Source organism: Natrinema sp. DC36 (assembly GCF_020405225.1).
In the GTDB taxonomy this organism is placed as follows: Archaea; Halobacteriota; Halobacteria; order Halobacteriales; family Natrialbaceae; genus Natrinema.
On sequence record NZ_CP084472.1, the window covers coordinates 1,852,826 to 1,868,744 of the forward strand.

The following is a 15,919-nucleotide window of genomic DNA, read 5'->3' on the forward strand; positions in this document are numbered from 1 at the left end:
AACGGCTTCCCGAAGGAGTCACAGTGGTGACTTCTCGCCGTCGCGACAGCCGCTCTCGGTCGCCGGCGAAGTCGGTCGGTACCGATCGATTGTGGGCGCGTATCGACAGCGTACGGAGACGCGGACCGAGAACGGGTCTGATACCGACGCGACTCGGGGAACTGAGTAACAACACGGCAGCGATACCGATCGTTCGGCCCAGCGGATATAAAGTCGATCGACAGTTCATACACGAACGACGGGTTTACACGCCGAATAGAGGGATTTACGCTGGCGGCTCGAGTCAACGATCCCCCCATTTCATGCGTCGCGATCACATACATCAATGCGGGTCGAAGCGACCGGTGACGGCCGTTTCACCCGGATACGACCGATGGGACACGGTCTCGACGCGACCGTCACAGCTGTTTGCTCGAGGGAGTGACAGTCGCGTCGGTCGTCGCCGCTCGGTGTAGCGTCGGCGACGCGACTCCTTACTGGCTGTCGCGGAGACGTTCCCCGAATCCATCCGGTGAATACGCTTCCTGACAGTCAGGCGTCAGAATAGTAAGTCGGTGTTTCCCGCGAAACCATGTGAACCCCTTACAGTGACTGCACGGTTTCGGTCGGATACTGATGACGCGGTCTATAATCGATCACGCCAGCACCGAATCGGAGTCGGAGGCGGTCGAGGCTGGTCTCTGTCCAGACTGCGAGACCGATACGATCGTCCACGATCCGGACCGCGGCGAACGGGTCTGTGAGGAGTGCGGCCTCGTTCTCACCGAAGATCCCATCGATTACGGCCCGGAATGGCGAGCGTTCAACGCCCAGGAGCACGACGAACTTTCGCGGGTCGGTGCGCCCCTGACCCAGTCAATGCACGATCGGGGGCTGACGACGACCATCGACTGGCGCAACAAGGACGCGAACGGTCACTCGATGTCGGCCGACAAACACGGGCAACTCCATCGACTCCGGGTCTGGCAGGAACGAATTCGAACGAAAAATGCGGGCGAACGAAACCTCAAATACGCCCTCTCCGAGATCGATCGGATGGTCAGCGCGTTAGGCGTCCCCAAGCCGGTCAAGGAGACCGCGAGCGTCATCTACCGACAGGCGCTCGAGCAGGATCTCATCCGCGGGCGATCGATCGAGGGTGTCGCGACCAGCGCGCTCTACACCGCGTGTCGTAAAGAGGACATACCGCGGAGCCTCGAGGAAGTAACGTCGGTTTCACGCGTCGACCAGCGCGAGATCGGTCGCACCTATCGCTACATTGCGGACGAATTGGATATTAACCTCGAGCCGACGAACCCTCGGCAGTTCGTCCCGCGATTTTGCTCGGATCTAGACGTCGACAAGGATGTCGAAACCAAGGCCGTCGAGATCATCGATCTGACGACCGAGAAGGGGCTCCATTCGGGCAAGTCACCGACCGGGTTCGCCGCCGCGGCGATCTACGCCGCCGGATTGCTCTGCGACGAAACCATCCCGCAGCGAGCGGTCGCCGACACCGCCCAGACGACCGTCGTCACGGTTCGGAACCGGTATCGCGAGCAGCTCGAGGCGATCGACCAACAGCCGGCTACATGATCGAGCGGTCGTTCTCGTCTTCCTCGTAGACCTCCTCGTCGAGCAGCGCGTGGAGGTTGCTGTACGGAACGAACGCGAGGAACCGGTCGTCGTCGGCGTACAGTTCGAGTCCGTTGTCGGTGTGATCGTAGCGCTCGCAGACGATCTGACCTTCGGGGAGGATCGCGCGGTACATACGACGACGTACGTTCTCATCCAGCATATCTGTTGGCCGTGATCGGCGAGCGAAATCGGTTTACCCCCACCGCCGCTACGACCGGGCAGTGACCGACGAACGTTCTTCGACGCCCGCCGACGAACAGCGAAGCGAGCCCACAGCGGCGGGCGACGCGGAGCCGACGGACGCCGGCGTGGAGAGCGATTCCGGCGAGGAGAACGGCGCAGCCGAAGAACCCACCGCCGACGAGTTCACCATCGCCGACTTCCACGACGCCAGCCAGCAGGAGGGACGGCCCGTTCTCACCGCCGCGGCCGTCTCCCGCGCCCTCGAGCTCCCCCACGAGGAAGCGAACGAGCGACTCGAGGCCCTCGCCGAACGCGGCGCACTCGAGCGACTGTCCGTCTCGACGGATCCCGTCGTCTGGTACCCGACCGAGCTCGAGGACCTGACGGACCGCGAACGAGTGGTAGTCTTTCCGAAACAGCGGGAAATCGTCGTCGATCGGCCCGACCAGTTCACGCGTGCGCAACTATCGCAGTTCGCTCACCTCGCGGATGCGAACGGTGAACAGGGCTACCGCTACGTCGTTCGACCGGCGGATATCTGGGGCACGCCTCACGACTCGTTCGAGGACCTCGCGCGGACGATGCGGCAGGCGCTGGGCCAGCGGTCGGACGCTCTCGAGGAGTGGGTCGAAAGCCAGTGGGACCGGGCCCACCAGTTCCGGCTGGTGACCCACGAGGAGGGCTACACCGTCCTCGAGGCGCAGAGTCCCGAGATAATGGGCAACGTCGCCCGGCAGAAACTCGACGAGGAACACGTCCACGCGCCGATTTCCGAGACCGAGGACTGGGTGCAGGAGGGGTCGGAGGCCGCGATCAAGCGCATCCTCTACGAGGCCGGCTATCCGGTTCAGGACCACCGCGAACTGGCCTCCGGCGAGGAACTGCCGATCGACCTCGGGGTGCGATTGCGCGACTACCAGCAGACGTGGGTCGATCGCTTCGCCGAGGCGGGTGAGGGCGTCTTCGTCGGCCCGCCGGGCAGCGGGAAGACGATAGCCGCGATGGGCGCGATGGCCCACGTCGAGGGCGAGACGCTCGTGTTAGTCCCGAGTCGGGATCTCGCACAGCAGTGGGCCGACGCGATCGGGGAGCACACTTCGCTCGAGCCCCACCAGATCGGCCAGTACCACGGCGGCCGGAAGGAAGTGCGGCCGGTGACCGTCGCCACCTACCAGATCGCGGGGATGGATCGCCACCGCTCGCTGTTCGACGACCGCGAGTGGGGGCTGGTGATCTTCGACGAGTGCCAGCACGTCCCCTCGGACGTGTACCGGCGGAGCACGCACCTGCAGTCCAAACACCGACTCGGCCTGTCCGCGAGCCCCATCCGGGAAGACGACCGCCAGACCGAGATCTTCACCCTCGTCGGGCCGCCGATCGGCACCGACTGGGAGGCGCTGTTCGAGGCCGGTTTCGTCGCCGAACCCGAACTCGAGATCCGCTACGTGCCGTGGGGCGACGACGAACAGGCCAACGCCTACGGCTCGGCCGAGGGCCGCGAGAAGTACCGCATCGCCGCGGAAAACCGGGGGAAGATCGACGAGGTCCGGTACCTGCTGTCGGCCCACCCCGACGCGAAAACGATCGTCTTCGTCGACTATCTCGATCAGGGCCGCGAGTTATCCGAGGCGCTCGAGGTGCCCTTCCTCAGCGGCGAGACCCCCCACCACGAACGGCGGCGGCTGCTCGAGGAGTTCCGCCGGAACGAGCGCGATCTCCTGCTCATCTCGCGGGTCGGCGACGAGGGGATCGACCTGCCGACGGCCGATCTGGCGATCGTCGCCTCCGGCCTGGGCGGTTCGCGGCGGCAGGGAACCCAGCGCGCCGGGCGGACGATGCGTCCCGCCGGCGGCGCGCTCGTCTACGTCCTCGCGACTCGAGGAACGCGCGAGGAGGACTTCGCTCGGAAACAGCTTCAGCATCTGGGTCGCAAGGGGATCACGGTCCGCGAGCAGGCCGTCGAGCGCGGCGAGGACTGACGGAACAGACCGGCGAGGATGAGGAGGGGGCCGGGGGACGAAGGACGGAGGGGTGAGTCGGAACGGGCCGCGAAACCGGCTCCGAATCGAGGCCAATATTCAAGGTCGCGTGTTCGAACTGTACTGATAGTATGAACGAGCCACGCGGTCGCGGGGTGAGGTGGCGGTGAGCGACGGACAGACCCAGCGCCAGATTCTCGTCGGCGAAACGGCCGACGGCGCGAACCTGAAACTGCCGGTCGTGGAACTGCTGACCGGTCGCGGGTTCGTGACGGGGAAATCGGGCTCCGGGAAATCGAACACCGCGTCGGTCATCGCCGAGGAACTGCTCGAGGCCGGCTACCCCCTCCTCATCGTCGACACCGACGGGGAGTACTACGGGCTCAAAGAGGAGTACGAGATGCTCCACGCCGGGGCCGACGAGGAGTGCGACATCCAGATCGGGCCGGAACACGCCGAACAGATGGCGACCATCGCCCTCGAGGAGAACGTCCCCGTCATTCTCGACGTCTCGGGCTACCTCGACGAGAGCGAGGCGGACGAGTTGCTCCGGGAGGTCGCCCGTCAGCTGTTCGTCAAGGAGAAGAAGATGAAGAAGCCGTTCCTGCTGGTGGTCGAGGAGGTCCACGAGTACATCCCGGAGGGCGGCGGCGTCGGCGAGACGGGAAACCTGCTGATCAAGATCAGCAAGCGCGGCCGGAAACACGGCCTCGGAATCCTGGGGATCAGCCAGCGACCCGCCGACGTCAAGAAGGACTTCATCACGCAGGCGAACTGGCTCGTCTGGCACCGGCTGACCTGGGACAACGACACCAAGGTCGTCGGCCGGATCATCGACACCGAGTACTCGGAGCTCGTCGCCGACCTCGACGACGGGCAGGCGTTCGTGCAGACCGACTGGACCGAGGTCGACGTCCGAAAGATCCAGTTCCGACGCAAGCGGACCTTCGACGCCGGCGCGACGCCCGGCCTCGAGGACTTCGAGCGCCCCGAACTCAAGTCCGTCTCGGACACGCTGGTCGGCGACCTCCAGGACATCTCGGAGCGAAAGGACCGCGAACAGGACCGAATTAACGAACTCGAGAACGAACTCGAGAAGAAGGAAAAACGGATCGAAACCCTCGAGGACGAGTTGTCCTCGGCGCGGGACGTCTCGAGTGCGGCCAGACAGATGGCCGACGCGTTGCAGAACACGGACACGGTCCAGGCGGAGCTCCCCGGCTCGAGCGACGACCTGCGCCGGCTCCACGAGGAGATCGCCGAACTGGAGACCGAACGAGACGAGCTTCGGGAGGCGCTCGACGCGCGCGACGACCGGATCGAGGGCCTCGAGACCGAACTCGCGGCTCGCGAGGACGAACTGGAAACGCTTCGCACGGACAACGAACAGTTACGCGAGGTCGTCCGCGACCTCGAACGCGAGGGCACCGACGGAAACGGGGCTACCGAGAGCGGAACCGACGCCGAGTCACCCATTCTGCAAGCCGGCGGCGACGACATCGAGTTCGGCTACACGCCCGTCGATGCTGCGGCCAGTTCGGACGGCGAGAGCGGGTCGAACGCGGCTGCGGCCGACGATTCGACGCTCGTCGTCGCGGACGAAGAGCGCGAACTCGCGGAGCTACTCGAGACCTCGTGGGTCCGTGCTCGAGTCACTCGAGCGTGCGAGGGATCGCAGTGCTCGGTCGGTGCGGCGCGCGAGATTCTGACCGTGTTCGCCGAGGACGGTCCGCTCGAAGCGGAGCCGATCGCGGCTCGGGTGAACCGATCGACGGTCGCGGTGCAGAGTCTCCTCTCGGAGCTGCGGACGGAAGGGATACTCGAGCGCACCGGCGAACGGACGTACGCGCTGTCCGACGACGTCCGCGCGGAACTGACTCCATCGGCCGCCGGCGAGTGAGCGGCGGAAACCGCGTCGGGCGCCGATTGTCCCGTCACGTCACCGTCGGAGGCGACCGCCGACCGCTTCGATCGCGGACGGCTCGATCCCCTGGTGGACGGGAAGCACGACGAGCTCCCGCGAGAGCCGATTTGCGGTCTCGTACTCGTCGTTCCCCCGAACGGATTGTCGGAGTGTCGGCCAGGTGTGGGCCCCCGTAACGCCGGCCGCCTCGAGTTCCGCAAGAATCGCGGCCGAATCGTCGGTCCGGACGGGGAATTCGTACGGCGAGATCCCGGTCGGAAGCGAGTCGGACAGTAGCGTCACGTCGTTTCGATCGTCGAGGATATCTCGCCACGTTCGGTAGTTCTCCCGCCGTCGCTTCCGAATCGCGTCCGGATCTGCGGCGTCGGCGATCGACGCCGAGAGCTTCGACATGGGTACTTTCGCGGCCTCGTATCTCGCTTTCGGATCGACCGATTTCGAGCCGTTTGAACCGTCGGAGAGGGCGGACTCGACCGACCGGTAGAGCGACGGACTCGCCTCGAGGGCGGCTCCGGCGACCGACGTGGCAAGGAACCGGCAGTCGACGGTCCCGGCGCGATCGGCGCGCCCGGCGAACGACGAGGGGGAATACCGCTCGCGAATCTCCTCGTCGGTTCGATAGAGCAGGGCGCCATTGGGAACCGGGAGCAGCTTGCGCAGGGTCGTAATACCGAGATCGCCGTAGGTGCCCAGCAGCGTCCCCTCGTGGACGCTGAGTGGCGAATGCGCGTTGTCGTCGACGTGGTAACAGTCGTACTCGTCGGTCAGCGATGCGATCCGCTCGAGACCGGGCTGTGGAAAGCCGAAGTAGTTGACGGACATGACCGCGACGGTGTCGTCGTCGATCCGTGCCTCGAGATCGGCGAAATCGGGAGCCAACGTCCCCTCGATCGCGTAGAACCGCGTCTCGAGCCCGAGGTCGTGGAACGGTTCGGCGATCGCCGGCGAGAGGTAGGCCGGAACGACGACGTTTCCGTCGGGATCGGCGACCCCGGCGAGCCCGTCTCTGAGCGCGGCTTTCCCGGAGCCGTAGTGCGTGTATTCCACATCGGGGGCGTGCCGGTCGACGAAGGAGTCGATTCCTCCCGTACTCGAGCGCGAGCGGGAGAGATCGAAGACGGAAGGGGTAGCTGTTATCATACGTGTGACCGCTGGTAGATCGATTCCGAGAGCGGCGGTTATCGAATCTGTTCGGAGTCGCGTGGTCTTAGTGAACCGGACGATACAGCTCGGGACCAGGTGGCAATGGCTACTTACAGCCGACGCTCGACGGCTCACTCGCTCCGCGATACCGAACTGACGGGCAAAGCACTCGCATAACAAAGCCCGGGCGGGCAGATAACGCGTCCATGGCAGGTTCGACTGACGACAATGACCTTCGTCTGCTCGTCGTCGGGCTCGACGCCGGCTGTCGACCGGTGCTCGAGCCGATGTTCGAGTCGGGCGAACTCCCCACCGTACAGCGGCTGTTCGAAACGGGCACTTCGGGACCTCTCGAGTCCCAGATTCCGCCCTGGACGGCCAGCGCCTGGCCGTCGCTGTACACCGGGAAAAATCCGGGGAAACACGGTGTTTACGATTTCCTCTCCTTCGACGGCTACGATTGGGACGTCGTCAACGCGACTCACGTCCGCGAGCGGCCGGTCTGGGAACTACTGAGCGACAACGGGTTCTCGAGCGTCGTCGTCAACGTCCCGGTGACCCATCCGCCTCGGACGTTCAACGGCGCGTTGATCCCGGGACTGACCGCCCCGGAAGATCCGGACTGTCACCCCGAAGGGATCCTCGAGGACGTCAAGCTGGCTTGTGGCGGCGAGTACTGGCTCTACCCCCAGAGCGCTCCCGCACCGGACCGGTCGATCGAGGGGTACGAACGAACGATCGAACTCCGGGGAACGGCCTTTCGCTATCTCTCTCGCCGGTTCGCCCCGGACTTCGGCTTCCTCCAGTTCCAGCAGACCGACTCGGTGTTTCACGAGCGACCGGGAGACAAGGAGGCGATCGAAGCGGTCTACCGGGCGGTCGACCGCCAGCTCGCGGAGACGCTCGAGCGGACGGACCCCGATAACGTCCTGATCGTCAGTGATCACGGCATGGGAAAAGTGACCGGCGACGAGTTCCGCGTCAACGAGTTCCTCCGGGACGCGGGGTACGTGTGCGCTCAGAGCGGGGGTAAAGGAATGCCCGACTGGTCGAAATCCTGGGAGAACGACCTGCTCGAGGGTTCGGCCGCCGGCGACTCCGGACCCGGTGCGCTCGAGCGGGCGATGAACCTAGCCGCGACCGTCGGGTTGACGACCCAGCGGATCGCGGACGCGCTCGAGCGCGTCGGGCTGAAGGAACCGATCGGCAAGCGGGTGCCCAAGGATATGATCCGGGCGGCGAGCGAACAGGTCGACTTCCCGAACTCTCGGGCGTACGTCCGCTCGAAGAGCGAACTCGGCGTCCGGATCAACCTCGAGGGACGCGAGCCGAACGGACAGGTTCCGGCTGCGGCGTACGAGCGCGTCCGCGATGAACTCATCGAGATGCTAGCTGCCGTCCGGACGCCCGACGGCGAGCCGATGTTCGACGCCGTCGAACCCAGGGAGAGCTACTTCGAGGGACCGCACGTCGACGAGGCACCCGACGTTCTGACGGTTCCGGCGGGGTTCGACAACGCGATCGTCGCCGACCTCGGCGGTGAGCGCTTCGGCGAGCCGATGGAGCCGTGGAACCACAAGCCCACCGGCGTCGTCGCTGCCGCCGGGCCGGCGTTCGACGAGTCCGCCGCGCTCGAGGGGGCGACGATCTTCGATATCGCGCCGACGATCTGTTCGCTGTTCGACGTCCCCGTCGACGCCGCGATGGACGGCAACGCGCTTCCGGCCGTCGACGGGACCACCGAGCGACCGTACCCGGCCTACGACCCGGAGCCGATCAGGGCGACCGACGACGGGACCGTCGAAGACCGACTCTCCGATCTGGGCTATCTATGAGCGTCGAAATCCGCACCCTCGATCCGCGAACCGACGATAACGAGTGGAACCGGTACGTCGAACGATCCGACGGATCGAACCCGTTCTTCCGAGCGGAAGCGCTCCGATTGCAGGCCGAATACACCGGAACGACTCCGCACCTGCTCGCCGGGTTCAAAGGGCAGGAGCCGGTCGGGATCTTCCCCGTCTTCGAGTACACCAAAGGCCCGGTGACCGGCGCGTTCTCCCCGGCACCACACTCCTGGACGTCGTACCTCGGACCCGCCCTGCTGAACGTCGACAAGCTCAAACAGCGCAAGGCCGATCGCCGGATCAAGCGATTCCTCGAGGGCTGTCTCGAGTGGATCGACGCCGAAATATCGCCGCTGTACAGCAAGTTCGTCACCGCCGAGTTCGACGACATTCGTCCGTTCGTCTGGAACGAGTACGATGTCAAACCCTGTCACACATACGTCGTCGACCTCGAGGGGACCGAAGAAGAGCTACTGGGGCGGTTCAGTAGCGATGCTCGGAGCAACATCCGAAACGCGGACGACGACAGCTACGCGATCGAGGAGGGCGATTCCGATGACGTCGAACGCATCGTCGAGAAGGTCCGAGAACGCTACGAGAACCAGGGGCAGCCGTTCCGGCTGCAGCCCGATTTCGCCAGGTCGCTCCACGAGCAGCTCCCCGACGGCGCGATCCGGCCCTACGTCTGTCGCGTCGACGACCAGTTCCTCGGCGGCATCCTCGTCGTCGAGTCCGATCGGACGCGGTATCGGTGGCAGGGCGGGGTCAAACCGGACGCGGACGTCGATATCGCGATCAACGATCTGCTGGACTGGCACGTCATGCGCGACGGCCTCCGCGAGGGAATCGAGGAGTACGACCTCGTCGGCGCCGGCGTCCCGAGCATCAACCGGTACAAGGCGAAGTTCAACCCGCGCCTCGAGACCCACTACGAGATCACGTCGGGGTCGTTCGGCGTCGACCTGTTGGTCGATCAGTATCAGAAACACCGGTAGCGTCCCTGCTGTCACAGCTGTCCGCGCGTCCCCCTGAGAACCCCAACCGGCGGAACTCGATACATCACTCGAATAGATGACGAGTAGCAGAGAGATAGGGACGACTGGCGTCTTCATGCATATATCATATAATTGCCGTAAAAGAATACGGGATGACTAGCAGTGTTGCAGCCGATACAAATGTTGAACTCGACGATGCGGACAGGACGATCGGCGGGGATACGAGAGCGTTTCCCCTCGAGGGTGAGATAACGGACGTTCCTCGGACGTGCTGAACGAATTCGCCGAGAACAAATCGATACCGGTTGCTATCACGTTCGAGCGGAATTTCTACATATCGAAACTATCATACAAAGGTTACAGTATTACCTTGTATACCCATGACTGAGCGCGACAGGGGGTCTCGGTCCCCTTCTCCTCCGGTTCCCGATAGTATTCGAGTGATTGAAACAATCGCGGACCACGTTGAGAAAGATCCCACTGAGGTCGATTTTACGTTCGGTGACTATCTCGACCCGGACGCCCTCGATACGCTTCTCGACTCCGCGAGTTCGGAACTGGTCATCGCATTTACGATCGACGATATGCTCGTCACCGTGGCCACTGACGGAACGATCGAGGTTCGAGAGTATCAGGACTAGGTCCGCGGCTACTATGGGAGCCACTGAAACGATTGACATACTGATCAAACTCGCCGTCGCATTCGTTCACGAACTCGAAAACGACGAGGTGATTCGCACGCAACTAGGCGTCGGATACTAACAACACACTTTTCTCCGCCAGCTATCAACAGCTAAACATGGGAATACGGGAGTACTTCGAATCCGATCTTCGGTTCTACTATGCAGTCGGTGTATTCGTTATTCTGGTCTTCGTCAGTGGAATCGCAGTCGTCGGAGTATTGGAACTCGCTGTCATCGATGCCCGACTCATTCCGCTTATCGTGGGCTTCTTCTTGTTTATGTTCGTCTACTTTATCTCGGTGAGCGTTCAGGCTCTCGAACCGAATTAAGTTATGAATTGCTCGAAGGATCGCTCATCATCTCACCCCCGTAATAATCAAATGATTTGTTTGTAACGGATTAGTTACGTACTAGTCCTAATTTCTGTACTGTCGGGAGATTCCAGTTGTACGTAACCGCGGCTAACCGAGTCACAACGGTCACTATCGCACACACCCCAGCAGCGGTACTTCCGGTAGCACCTACCGTCCCCACCAGCCAGTATGCACTTCCACCGAGGACTGCACAGCTCGCGTAGAAATCCTCGAAAAGGATGAACGGGGGTCGATCGAGAAGAATATCTGCAAACGCACCACCGCCCACGGCGTTGATCGTCGCGATAGCGACGATACCAAACGCTGAAACGCCCGCCTCAGTTGCGACAATCGCACCGGTCGTCGCAAAGGCAGCAAGGCCGATAGCATCCGAAACGAGAGTGATTGGATGTGTGTCCGGAGACGACAGAACGACGCTCAACGTGATCGCCAAACCGACTCCGAGTAGCCCCAGACCGATTTCGATCGGTGACTGGAGTGCTAACGGAGTTCGCGTCACGAGAAGATCGCGTGTCGCTCCACCGGCGAACGCCATCGCCAGTCCAACGATGGTAATCCCGAATACGTCGAACTCCTCGCGGATCGCCTTCGATGACCCCACGAGTGCAAACGCAACTAGGCCGATCGTATTCATAACGGCAAACGGGTCGCCAAATAGTATTTCGATGAAGCCCTGGCTCATTGCTCTCGTCTATGCGTATGCGTCTCTTGAGTGCAACGTCTAAAGTACTCTCCTCCCCGAGCCGACTGCACAGGTGCGGTAACTGTCCGCCCTGTTGAACAATAGGTTGAGGCGGGATGACGGTACGCGCTCCGTTCGCTACTCGCCGATCCGATACTTGGACTGGCGGGCGTCCTCGAGACAGACGCGGCTGGTCACGAGGCCACCGTCCTCGAGCTTGCCGAGCGCGTAGCGGACGGTCCGGGGACACAGTCTGGATTCGGCGGCGATCCGCTCCTGGGTCAGCGGACCCTCGTACTCGAGGACCTTGTAGACGAGTTTCGCGCTGGGCGGGAACTCGGAGATGGCGCTCTCTGCCGCCGTCTCTTCGCTCTCGTCGCTTCGCTCGTCCCCGGTCTCACCCGTGGCCTCGTCGGGCTCGGAATCCGATTCGGTCGCGCTCATGCGTATCGATCAAGAGGGGCAATACGAGGTGGGTCCGAAGACTGTCCGTCAGGGGCGATCAGATCGGAACGGCGTGTGGTCGTCATCCAGGTTATACGTCTAGCAATTGATCGAAAATCGCGTCGATCGGCCAGCAGACGCCATCGGCGAGCCGCAGGTCCGTCCTGTTTCATTCTCACTCGAGCGTACCGGTGTGAGCCACATATACGGTACCGACAGTTCAGAATCGCAGGGAGGAACTAACGATTCACCGATCGGACGATCACCCGCAACGATCACCCCGCGGATCGATCGTCGACGACCGCTCGAGGCGACGGCACGGGCCGCTGTGAACCCGGTGGCGGAGCGCGGAGCGGACGGCAGTAACCCGTGCATAGTAAGGCAGTAGCCCACCTCAGGAACCGATATGTTCGGAACCAGCGGTATTCGCGGGCGGGTGGGTGACGAGGTGACGGCGGCGCTGGCGCTCTCGGTCGGCCGCACCGTCGCCTCGGAGGGGTACGAACGGGTCGTCGTCGGCCGCGACGTTCGAGAGAGCGGCTCGATGCTCGTCGAAGCGGTCGGCGCAGGACTGCGCGAGTGCGGTGCCGACGTCGTCGAAGTCGGCGTCGAGGCCACGCCGACGATCGCCCGCGCGGTCAACCACCTCGGGGCCGATGCGGGAGTCGTGGTGACGGCCTCGCACAACCCGGCGTCCGACAACGGGCTCAAGCTCTGGAACCCGTCGGGGAAGGCCTTCGGCCCCGACCAGCGCGCAGCCGTCGAACGACGGATTCGCGAGGACGACTACGAGCTAGCCGCGTGGGACGGGGTCGGCGACCGAACCCGTCGCGACGGCGTTCGGGACCACCACGCCGACGCGATCGAGTCGGCGGTCGACCTCGAGCGGTCGCCGAGCGTCGTCGTCGATATCGGGAACGGTACCGGCGGCGTGACCGCGTCAGTGCTCGACGACCTCGGCTGCCGGGTCCGAACGCTCAACGGCCAGGAGGACGGCTCCTTCCCCGGCCGGCCGAGCGAGCCGACGGCGGAGACCCTCGAGACGCTCTCGACGCTCGTCGCGGAAACGGACGCCGAGCTGGGGGTCGCTCACGACGGCGACGCCGATCGAATGGTGGCCGTCGACGAGACGGGAACCTTCGTCCCGAAGGACGCGTTATTGGCCCTGTTCGCTCGAGAGGCGGCGGGATCCGGCGACCGGGTCGCGGCCCCCGTCGACACGAGTCTGGCCGTCGACGACGTGCTGACCGACGTTGGCGCGTCGCTGACGCGGACGCAGGTCGGGGACGTGTACGTCGCGGAGCGGACGACGGAGGCCGACGTCGTCTTCGGCGGCGAACCGAGCGGTGCGTGGATCTGGCCCGAGGAGACGCTGTGTCCGGACGGCCCGCTCGCGGCGTGCAAACTGGTGGAACTGGTCGCCGAACGAGGGGCGCTCTCCGAACTCGTCGGCGACATCGAGGGCTATCCGATCCGGCGCACGTCGATCGAAGTGGAAGGAAAGGCGACGGTGATGGCCGACGTCAACGAGGGGGTGAACGAGCGATACGACGAAATTGATACGCTCGACGGCGTTCGGGTCGAGACCGATGACGGCTGGTTCCTGCTTCGCGCCAGCGGCACGCAGCCGTTGATCCGCGTCACGGCAGAGGCGCGGTCGGCGGCCGACGCCGAGGCGCTGTTCGAAGACGCGAAGACGTTCGTTACCGAAGCCGTCGCGACGGGAGGAAGTGACGACGGCGGCAACTGATCGAAGAGAGCCGCCGGCCGACGGTGGAACGCTCGAGACGGGTGTTACGAACGGGTTATTTGAATTGCAGGCGCGATATCCCCGTCCTTGAGGGCGGGGATACAGCGCCGTCATCGTCCGGTTTTCGTGTGACTCGGCATGGTGACAGTCAAACGCGATGTGCCGAGGACTGTGCGCGGAAAACTGGCAGTTGACTCGGTGTTTGCCACGGCGAGTGCCGAAATCAAAGACGTGAACCGACCGCGGCGACCGACACAAAACAAGATGCCTCGAAGCCCTACACGGGGTACGAGTACGGCTTCGTGGCAGAGCCTACGCCGTCGGTCGCAACCCATAGATCCCCCCTCCGAACTGACGGAGACCGCCACCTGTGTGGTTCGGTAAGCCCCACCCCACCCTTTAGCGCGGAGAGGACGTCACCTGGCTTCTTTCGGAATGAAATCGGAGGTCTTCATTTCGCGGTACGTCGCACAGTCGGGACAAGCGTGGACGACGTCGCGGTTGTCGCCGAAGACGCGAGCGAACTGTCGAGTTACCTGGTTGCTACAGTTGACACATCGGGGGGCGGTCGTTTGCTGGCCGGACGTCATTGGCGTCCAGTTCGCGGATGGATCCGTCGACATCAACAACCTGTAACCACAGAACGGTATTTACTATAGACCGCATAATCGACACGAAGACCGGCCGTTCTCACCGCGAGTGACGATTGACACTCGAGCGAAACACTCCGAATATCGAACGTATTAGCCCCGCATTCGAGAGAAATACAAGATTACCGAAACGAAATACCGTATTTCGGCCCGGTTTCCGGCCTCCCGTTCGTCGTCCCGAAGCGACCGAACCGGGACTGTCGTATCGATCATTCGAGCCCCGTCCGATTCGGTACTATCCGGATCGGATCCGGTTCGGATCTGGTCCGGATTCGGTGCCGAGACGGGCCGCCGAATCGGGTCGCCGAATCGAGTCGCCGAATCGGGCCGGAAATGAGTTGGTCGGCTACTCGAGAGGCATCTAACCGTCGCTCGAGTCGACCGCGTAACAGCTCTATAATTATCCGCCGGATCGGCGTACGTCGATTCGATGAAAGCCATCCTTCTCACGGCAGGTGAGGGGACGCGGATCAGGCCACTCTCCGCATCCCGTCCCAAGCCGATGCTGCCCGTCGCCGACCGACCGCTGGCCGCGCACACGGCCGACGCCGCCATCGACGCCGGCGCGGACGAAATCGTGCTCGTCGTCGGCTACGAGAGTGAGACGGTCCGGGAGTACTTCGGTGAGGAGTACCGCGGCGTCCCGGTCTCCTACGCCGTCCAGGAAGCGCAGGCGGGGACGGCCGACGCCGTCGACGCGGCTCGCGAACACATCGACGGTGCCTTCGCCGTGCTGAACGGGGACAACCTCTACGATCCGGCCGCCATCGATCGGCTGTTCGACGCGTGTCCGGCGGTCTGTGCCGCCGAGGTGTCGGACCCCCGCAACTACGGCGTCCTGAGTACGACCGACGGCACCGTCACGGACATCGTCGAAAAGCCCGCCGATCCGCCGACAAACCTGGCCAACGCCGGGGCCTACGCCTTCCCGGCGGACGCCCGCGAGTGGCTCGAGGTGCCCGCGAGCGAACGGGGCGAACGCGAGATCACGGACGTGCTCACGCGGGTCATCGAGCAGTACGCGGTCACGCCGGTCACGCTCGACCGGTGGCTGGACGTGGGCCGCCCCTGGGAACTGCTCGAGGCCAACGAGTGGAAAATCGGCGAGCTCGAGCACCGGATCGACGGCGCTGTCAGCGACGCGGCTCACCTCGAGGGTCGGGTCGTGGTAGAAGCGGGAGCGACGGTCGAGCCCGGCGTCGTGATCGAGGGGCCGGTGCTGATCCGGTCGGGGGCCACCGTCGGCCCGAACGCGTCCGTCCGGGGCGCGACGGTGATCGGCGAAGACGCTTCGGTCGGAAACGGTGTCGAGGTGAAAAACAGCGTCCTCTCGCGGGGAGCGTCGGTGAACCACCTCTCCTTCGTCGGCGATAGCGTCCTGGGTCGGAACGTCAACTTCGGTGCGGGAACGACGGTAGCGAATCGTCGCCACGACGACGCGGACATCTCGTTCACGGTCAAGGGCGAACGGCTCTCGACGGGCCGGCGGACGTTCGGCGTCGTCGCGGGAGACGGGGCGAAGACCGGCATCAACACGAGTCTGACGCCCGGGTTGAAACTCGCGACCGGCGCGACCACGGCACCCGGTGAAACGGTCGACCGGGATCGGTGACGGCGGACCGCAATCCGATCCAATCCGTCGTGTCGC

General features: G+C 63.9%; 14 protein-coding genes. 9 read left to right on the top strand and 5 right to left on the bottom strand.

Features of this window, described 5'->3' with window-relative positions:
- The first annotated feature begins 615 nt into the window (after nt 1-615).
- Nucleotides 616-1,575 (top strand): transcription initiation factor IIB, encoded by a 960-nt coding sequence (locus LDH74_RS09740; protein ID WP_226042305.1) that lies wholly within the window; start codon nt 616-618, stop codon nt 1,573-1,575.
- On the opposite strand, the gene LDH74_RS09745 is transcribed toward LDH74_RS09740, so the two are convergent.
- Entirely contained in the window at nt 1,568-1,750 is a 183-nt protein-coding gene (locus LDH74_RS09745; protein ID WP_226042306.1) for a hypothetical protein, read from the bottom strand. The two genes, LDH74_RS09740 and LDH74_RS09745, sit on opposite strands and share 8 nt — an antisense overlap.
- Nucleotides 1,751-1,838: 88 nt before the next feature.
- Between LDH74_RS09745 and LDH74_RS09750 the strand changes: the two genes are divergently transcribed.
- Nucleotides 1,839-3,779 carry a DEAD/DEAH box helicase gene (locus LDH74_RS09750; protein WP_226042307.1) on the top strand — a complete coding sequence of 647 codons (1,941 nt, stop codon included), beginning with the start codon at nt 1,839-1,841 and terminating at the stop codon, nt 3,777-3,779.
- Between the two features lie 166 nt (nt 3,780-3,945).
- Entirely contained in the window at nt 3,946-5,679 is a 1,734-nt protein-coding gene (locus tag LDH74_RS09755) for a DUF87 domain-containing protein (RefSeq protein ID WP_226042308.1), read from the top strand.
- Nucleotides 5,680-5,718: 39 nt separating this feature from the next.
- Here LDH74_RS09755 and LDH74_RS09760 read toward each other — a convergent pair whose 3' ends face one another.
- The gene (locus LDH74_RS09760) at nt 5,719-6,843 is read right to left on the bottom strand and encodes a DegT/DnrJ/EryC1/StrS family aminotransferase (RefSeq protein ID WP_226042309.1); all 1,125 of its coding nucleotides are present in this window, start codon (nt 6,841-6,843) and stop codon (nt 5,719-5,721) included.
- A 209-nt stretch (nt 6,844-7,052) separates the two neighbouring features.
- Here LDH74_RS09760 and LDH74_RS09765 point away from each other — a divergent pair, with 209 nt between their 5' ends.
- The 4 genes from LDH74_RS09765 (at nt 7,053) to LDH74_RS09780 (ending at nt 10,700) form a co-directional block, all read left to right on the top strand.
- Nucleotides 7,053-8,681: an alkaline phosphatase family protein gene (locus LDH74_RS09765; RefSeq protein WP_226042310.1), complete on the top strand. Its 1,629-nt coding sequence runs from the start codon at nt 7,053-7,055 to the stop codon at nt 8,679-8,681.
- Nucleotides 8,678-9,688 carry a GNAT family N-acetyltransferase gene (locus tag LDH74_RS09770; RefSeq protein ID WP_226042311.1) on the top strand — a complete coding sequence of 337 codons (1,011 nt, stop codon included), beginning with the start codon at nt 8,678-8,680 and terminating at the stop codon, nt 9,686-9,688. Before LDH74_RS09765 ends, LDH74_RS09770 begins: the two co-directional genes overlap by 4 nt.
- A 440-nt stretch (nt 9,689-10,128) precedes the next feature.
- The gene (locus LDH74_RS09775; protein ID WP_255680969.1) at nt 10,129-10,329 is read left to right on the top strand and encodes a HalOD1 output domain-containing protein; all 201 of its coding nucleotides are present in this window, start codon (nt 10,129-10,131) and stop codon (nt 10,327-10,329) included.
- Between the two features lie 158 nt (nt 10,330-10,487).
- Nucleotides 10,488-10,700: a hypothetical protein gene (locus LDH74_RS09780; protein ID WP_226042313.1), complete on the top strand. Its 213-nt coding sequence runs from the start codon at nt 10,488-10,490 to the stop codon at nt 10,698-10,700.
- Nucleotides 10,701-10,770: 70 nt separating this feature from the next.
- Here LDH74_RS09780 and LDH74_RS09785 read toward each other — a convergent pair whose 3' ends face one another.
- Both LDH74_RS09785 and LDH74_RS09790 read right to left on the bottom strand, forming a co-directional pair.
- On the bottom strand, nt 10,771-11,427 hold the full coding sequence (locus LDH74_RS09785) for a TRIC cation channel family protein (protein WP_226042314.1): 657 nt from the start codon (nt 11,425-11,427) through the stop codon (nt 10,771-10,773).
- A 138-nt stretch (nt 11,428-11,565) separates the two neighbouring features.
- Nucleotides 11,566-11,871 carry a helix-turn-helix domain-containing protein gene (locus LDH74_RS09790; protein WP_226042315.1) on the bottom strand — a complete coding sequence of 102 codons (306 nt, stop codon included), beginning with the start codon at nt 11,869-11,871 and terminating at the stop codon, nt 11,566-11,568.
- 406 nt (nt 11,872-12,277) lie between these two features.
- Here LDH74_RS09790 and glmM point away from each other — a divergent pair, with 406 nt between their 5' ends.
- Nucleotides 12,278-13,621, top strand: a complete 1,344-nt coding sequence (glmM, locus tag LDH74_RS09795) for a phosphoglucosamine mutase (RefSeq protein ID WP_226042316.1) — start codon at nt 12,278-12,280, stop codon at nt 13,619-13,621.
- A gap of 416 nt (nt 13,622-14,037) precedes the next feature.
- On the opposite strand, the gene LDH74_RS09800 is transcribed toward glmM, so the two are convergent.
- Nucleotides 14,038-14,244, bottom strand: a complete 207-nt coding sequence (locus LDH74_RS09800; RefSeq protein WP_226042317.1) for a hypothetical protein — start codon at nt 14,242-14,244, stop codon at nt 14,038-14,040.
- Between the two features lie 457 nt (nt 14,245-14,701).
- On the opposite strand from LDH74_RS09800, the gene glmU reads away from it, so the two are divergent.
- Nucleotides 14,702-15,883: a bifunctional sugar-1-phosphate nucleotidylyltransferase/acetyltransferase gene (gene glmU, locus LDH74_RS09805; protein ID WP_226042318.1), complete on the top strand. Its 1,182-nt coding sequence runs from the start codon at nt 14,702-14,704 to the stop codon at nt 15,881-15,883.
- Nucleotides 15,884-15,919 lie beyond the last annotated feature (36 nt).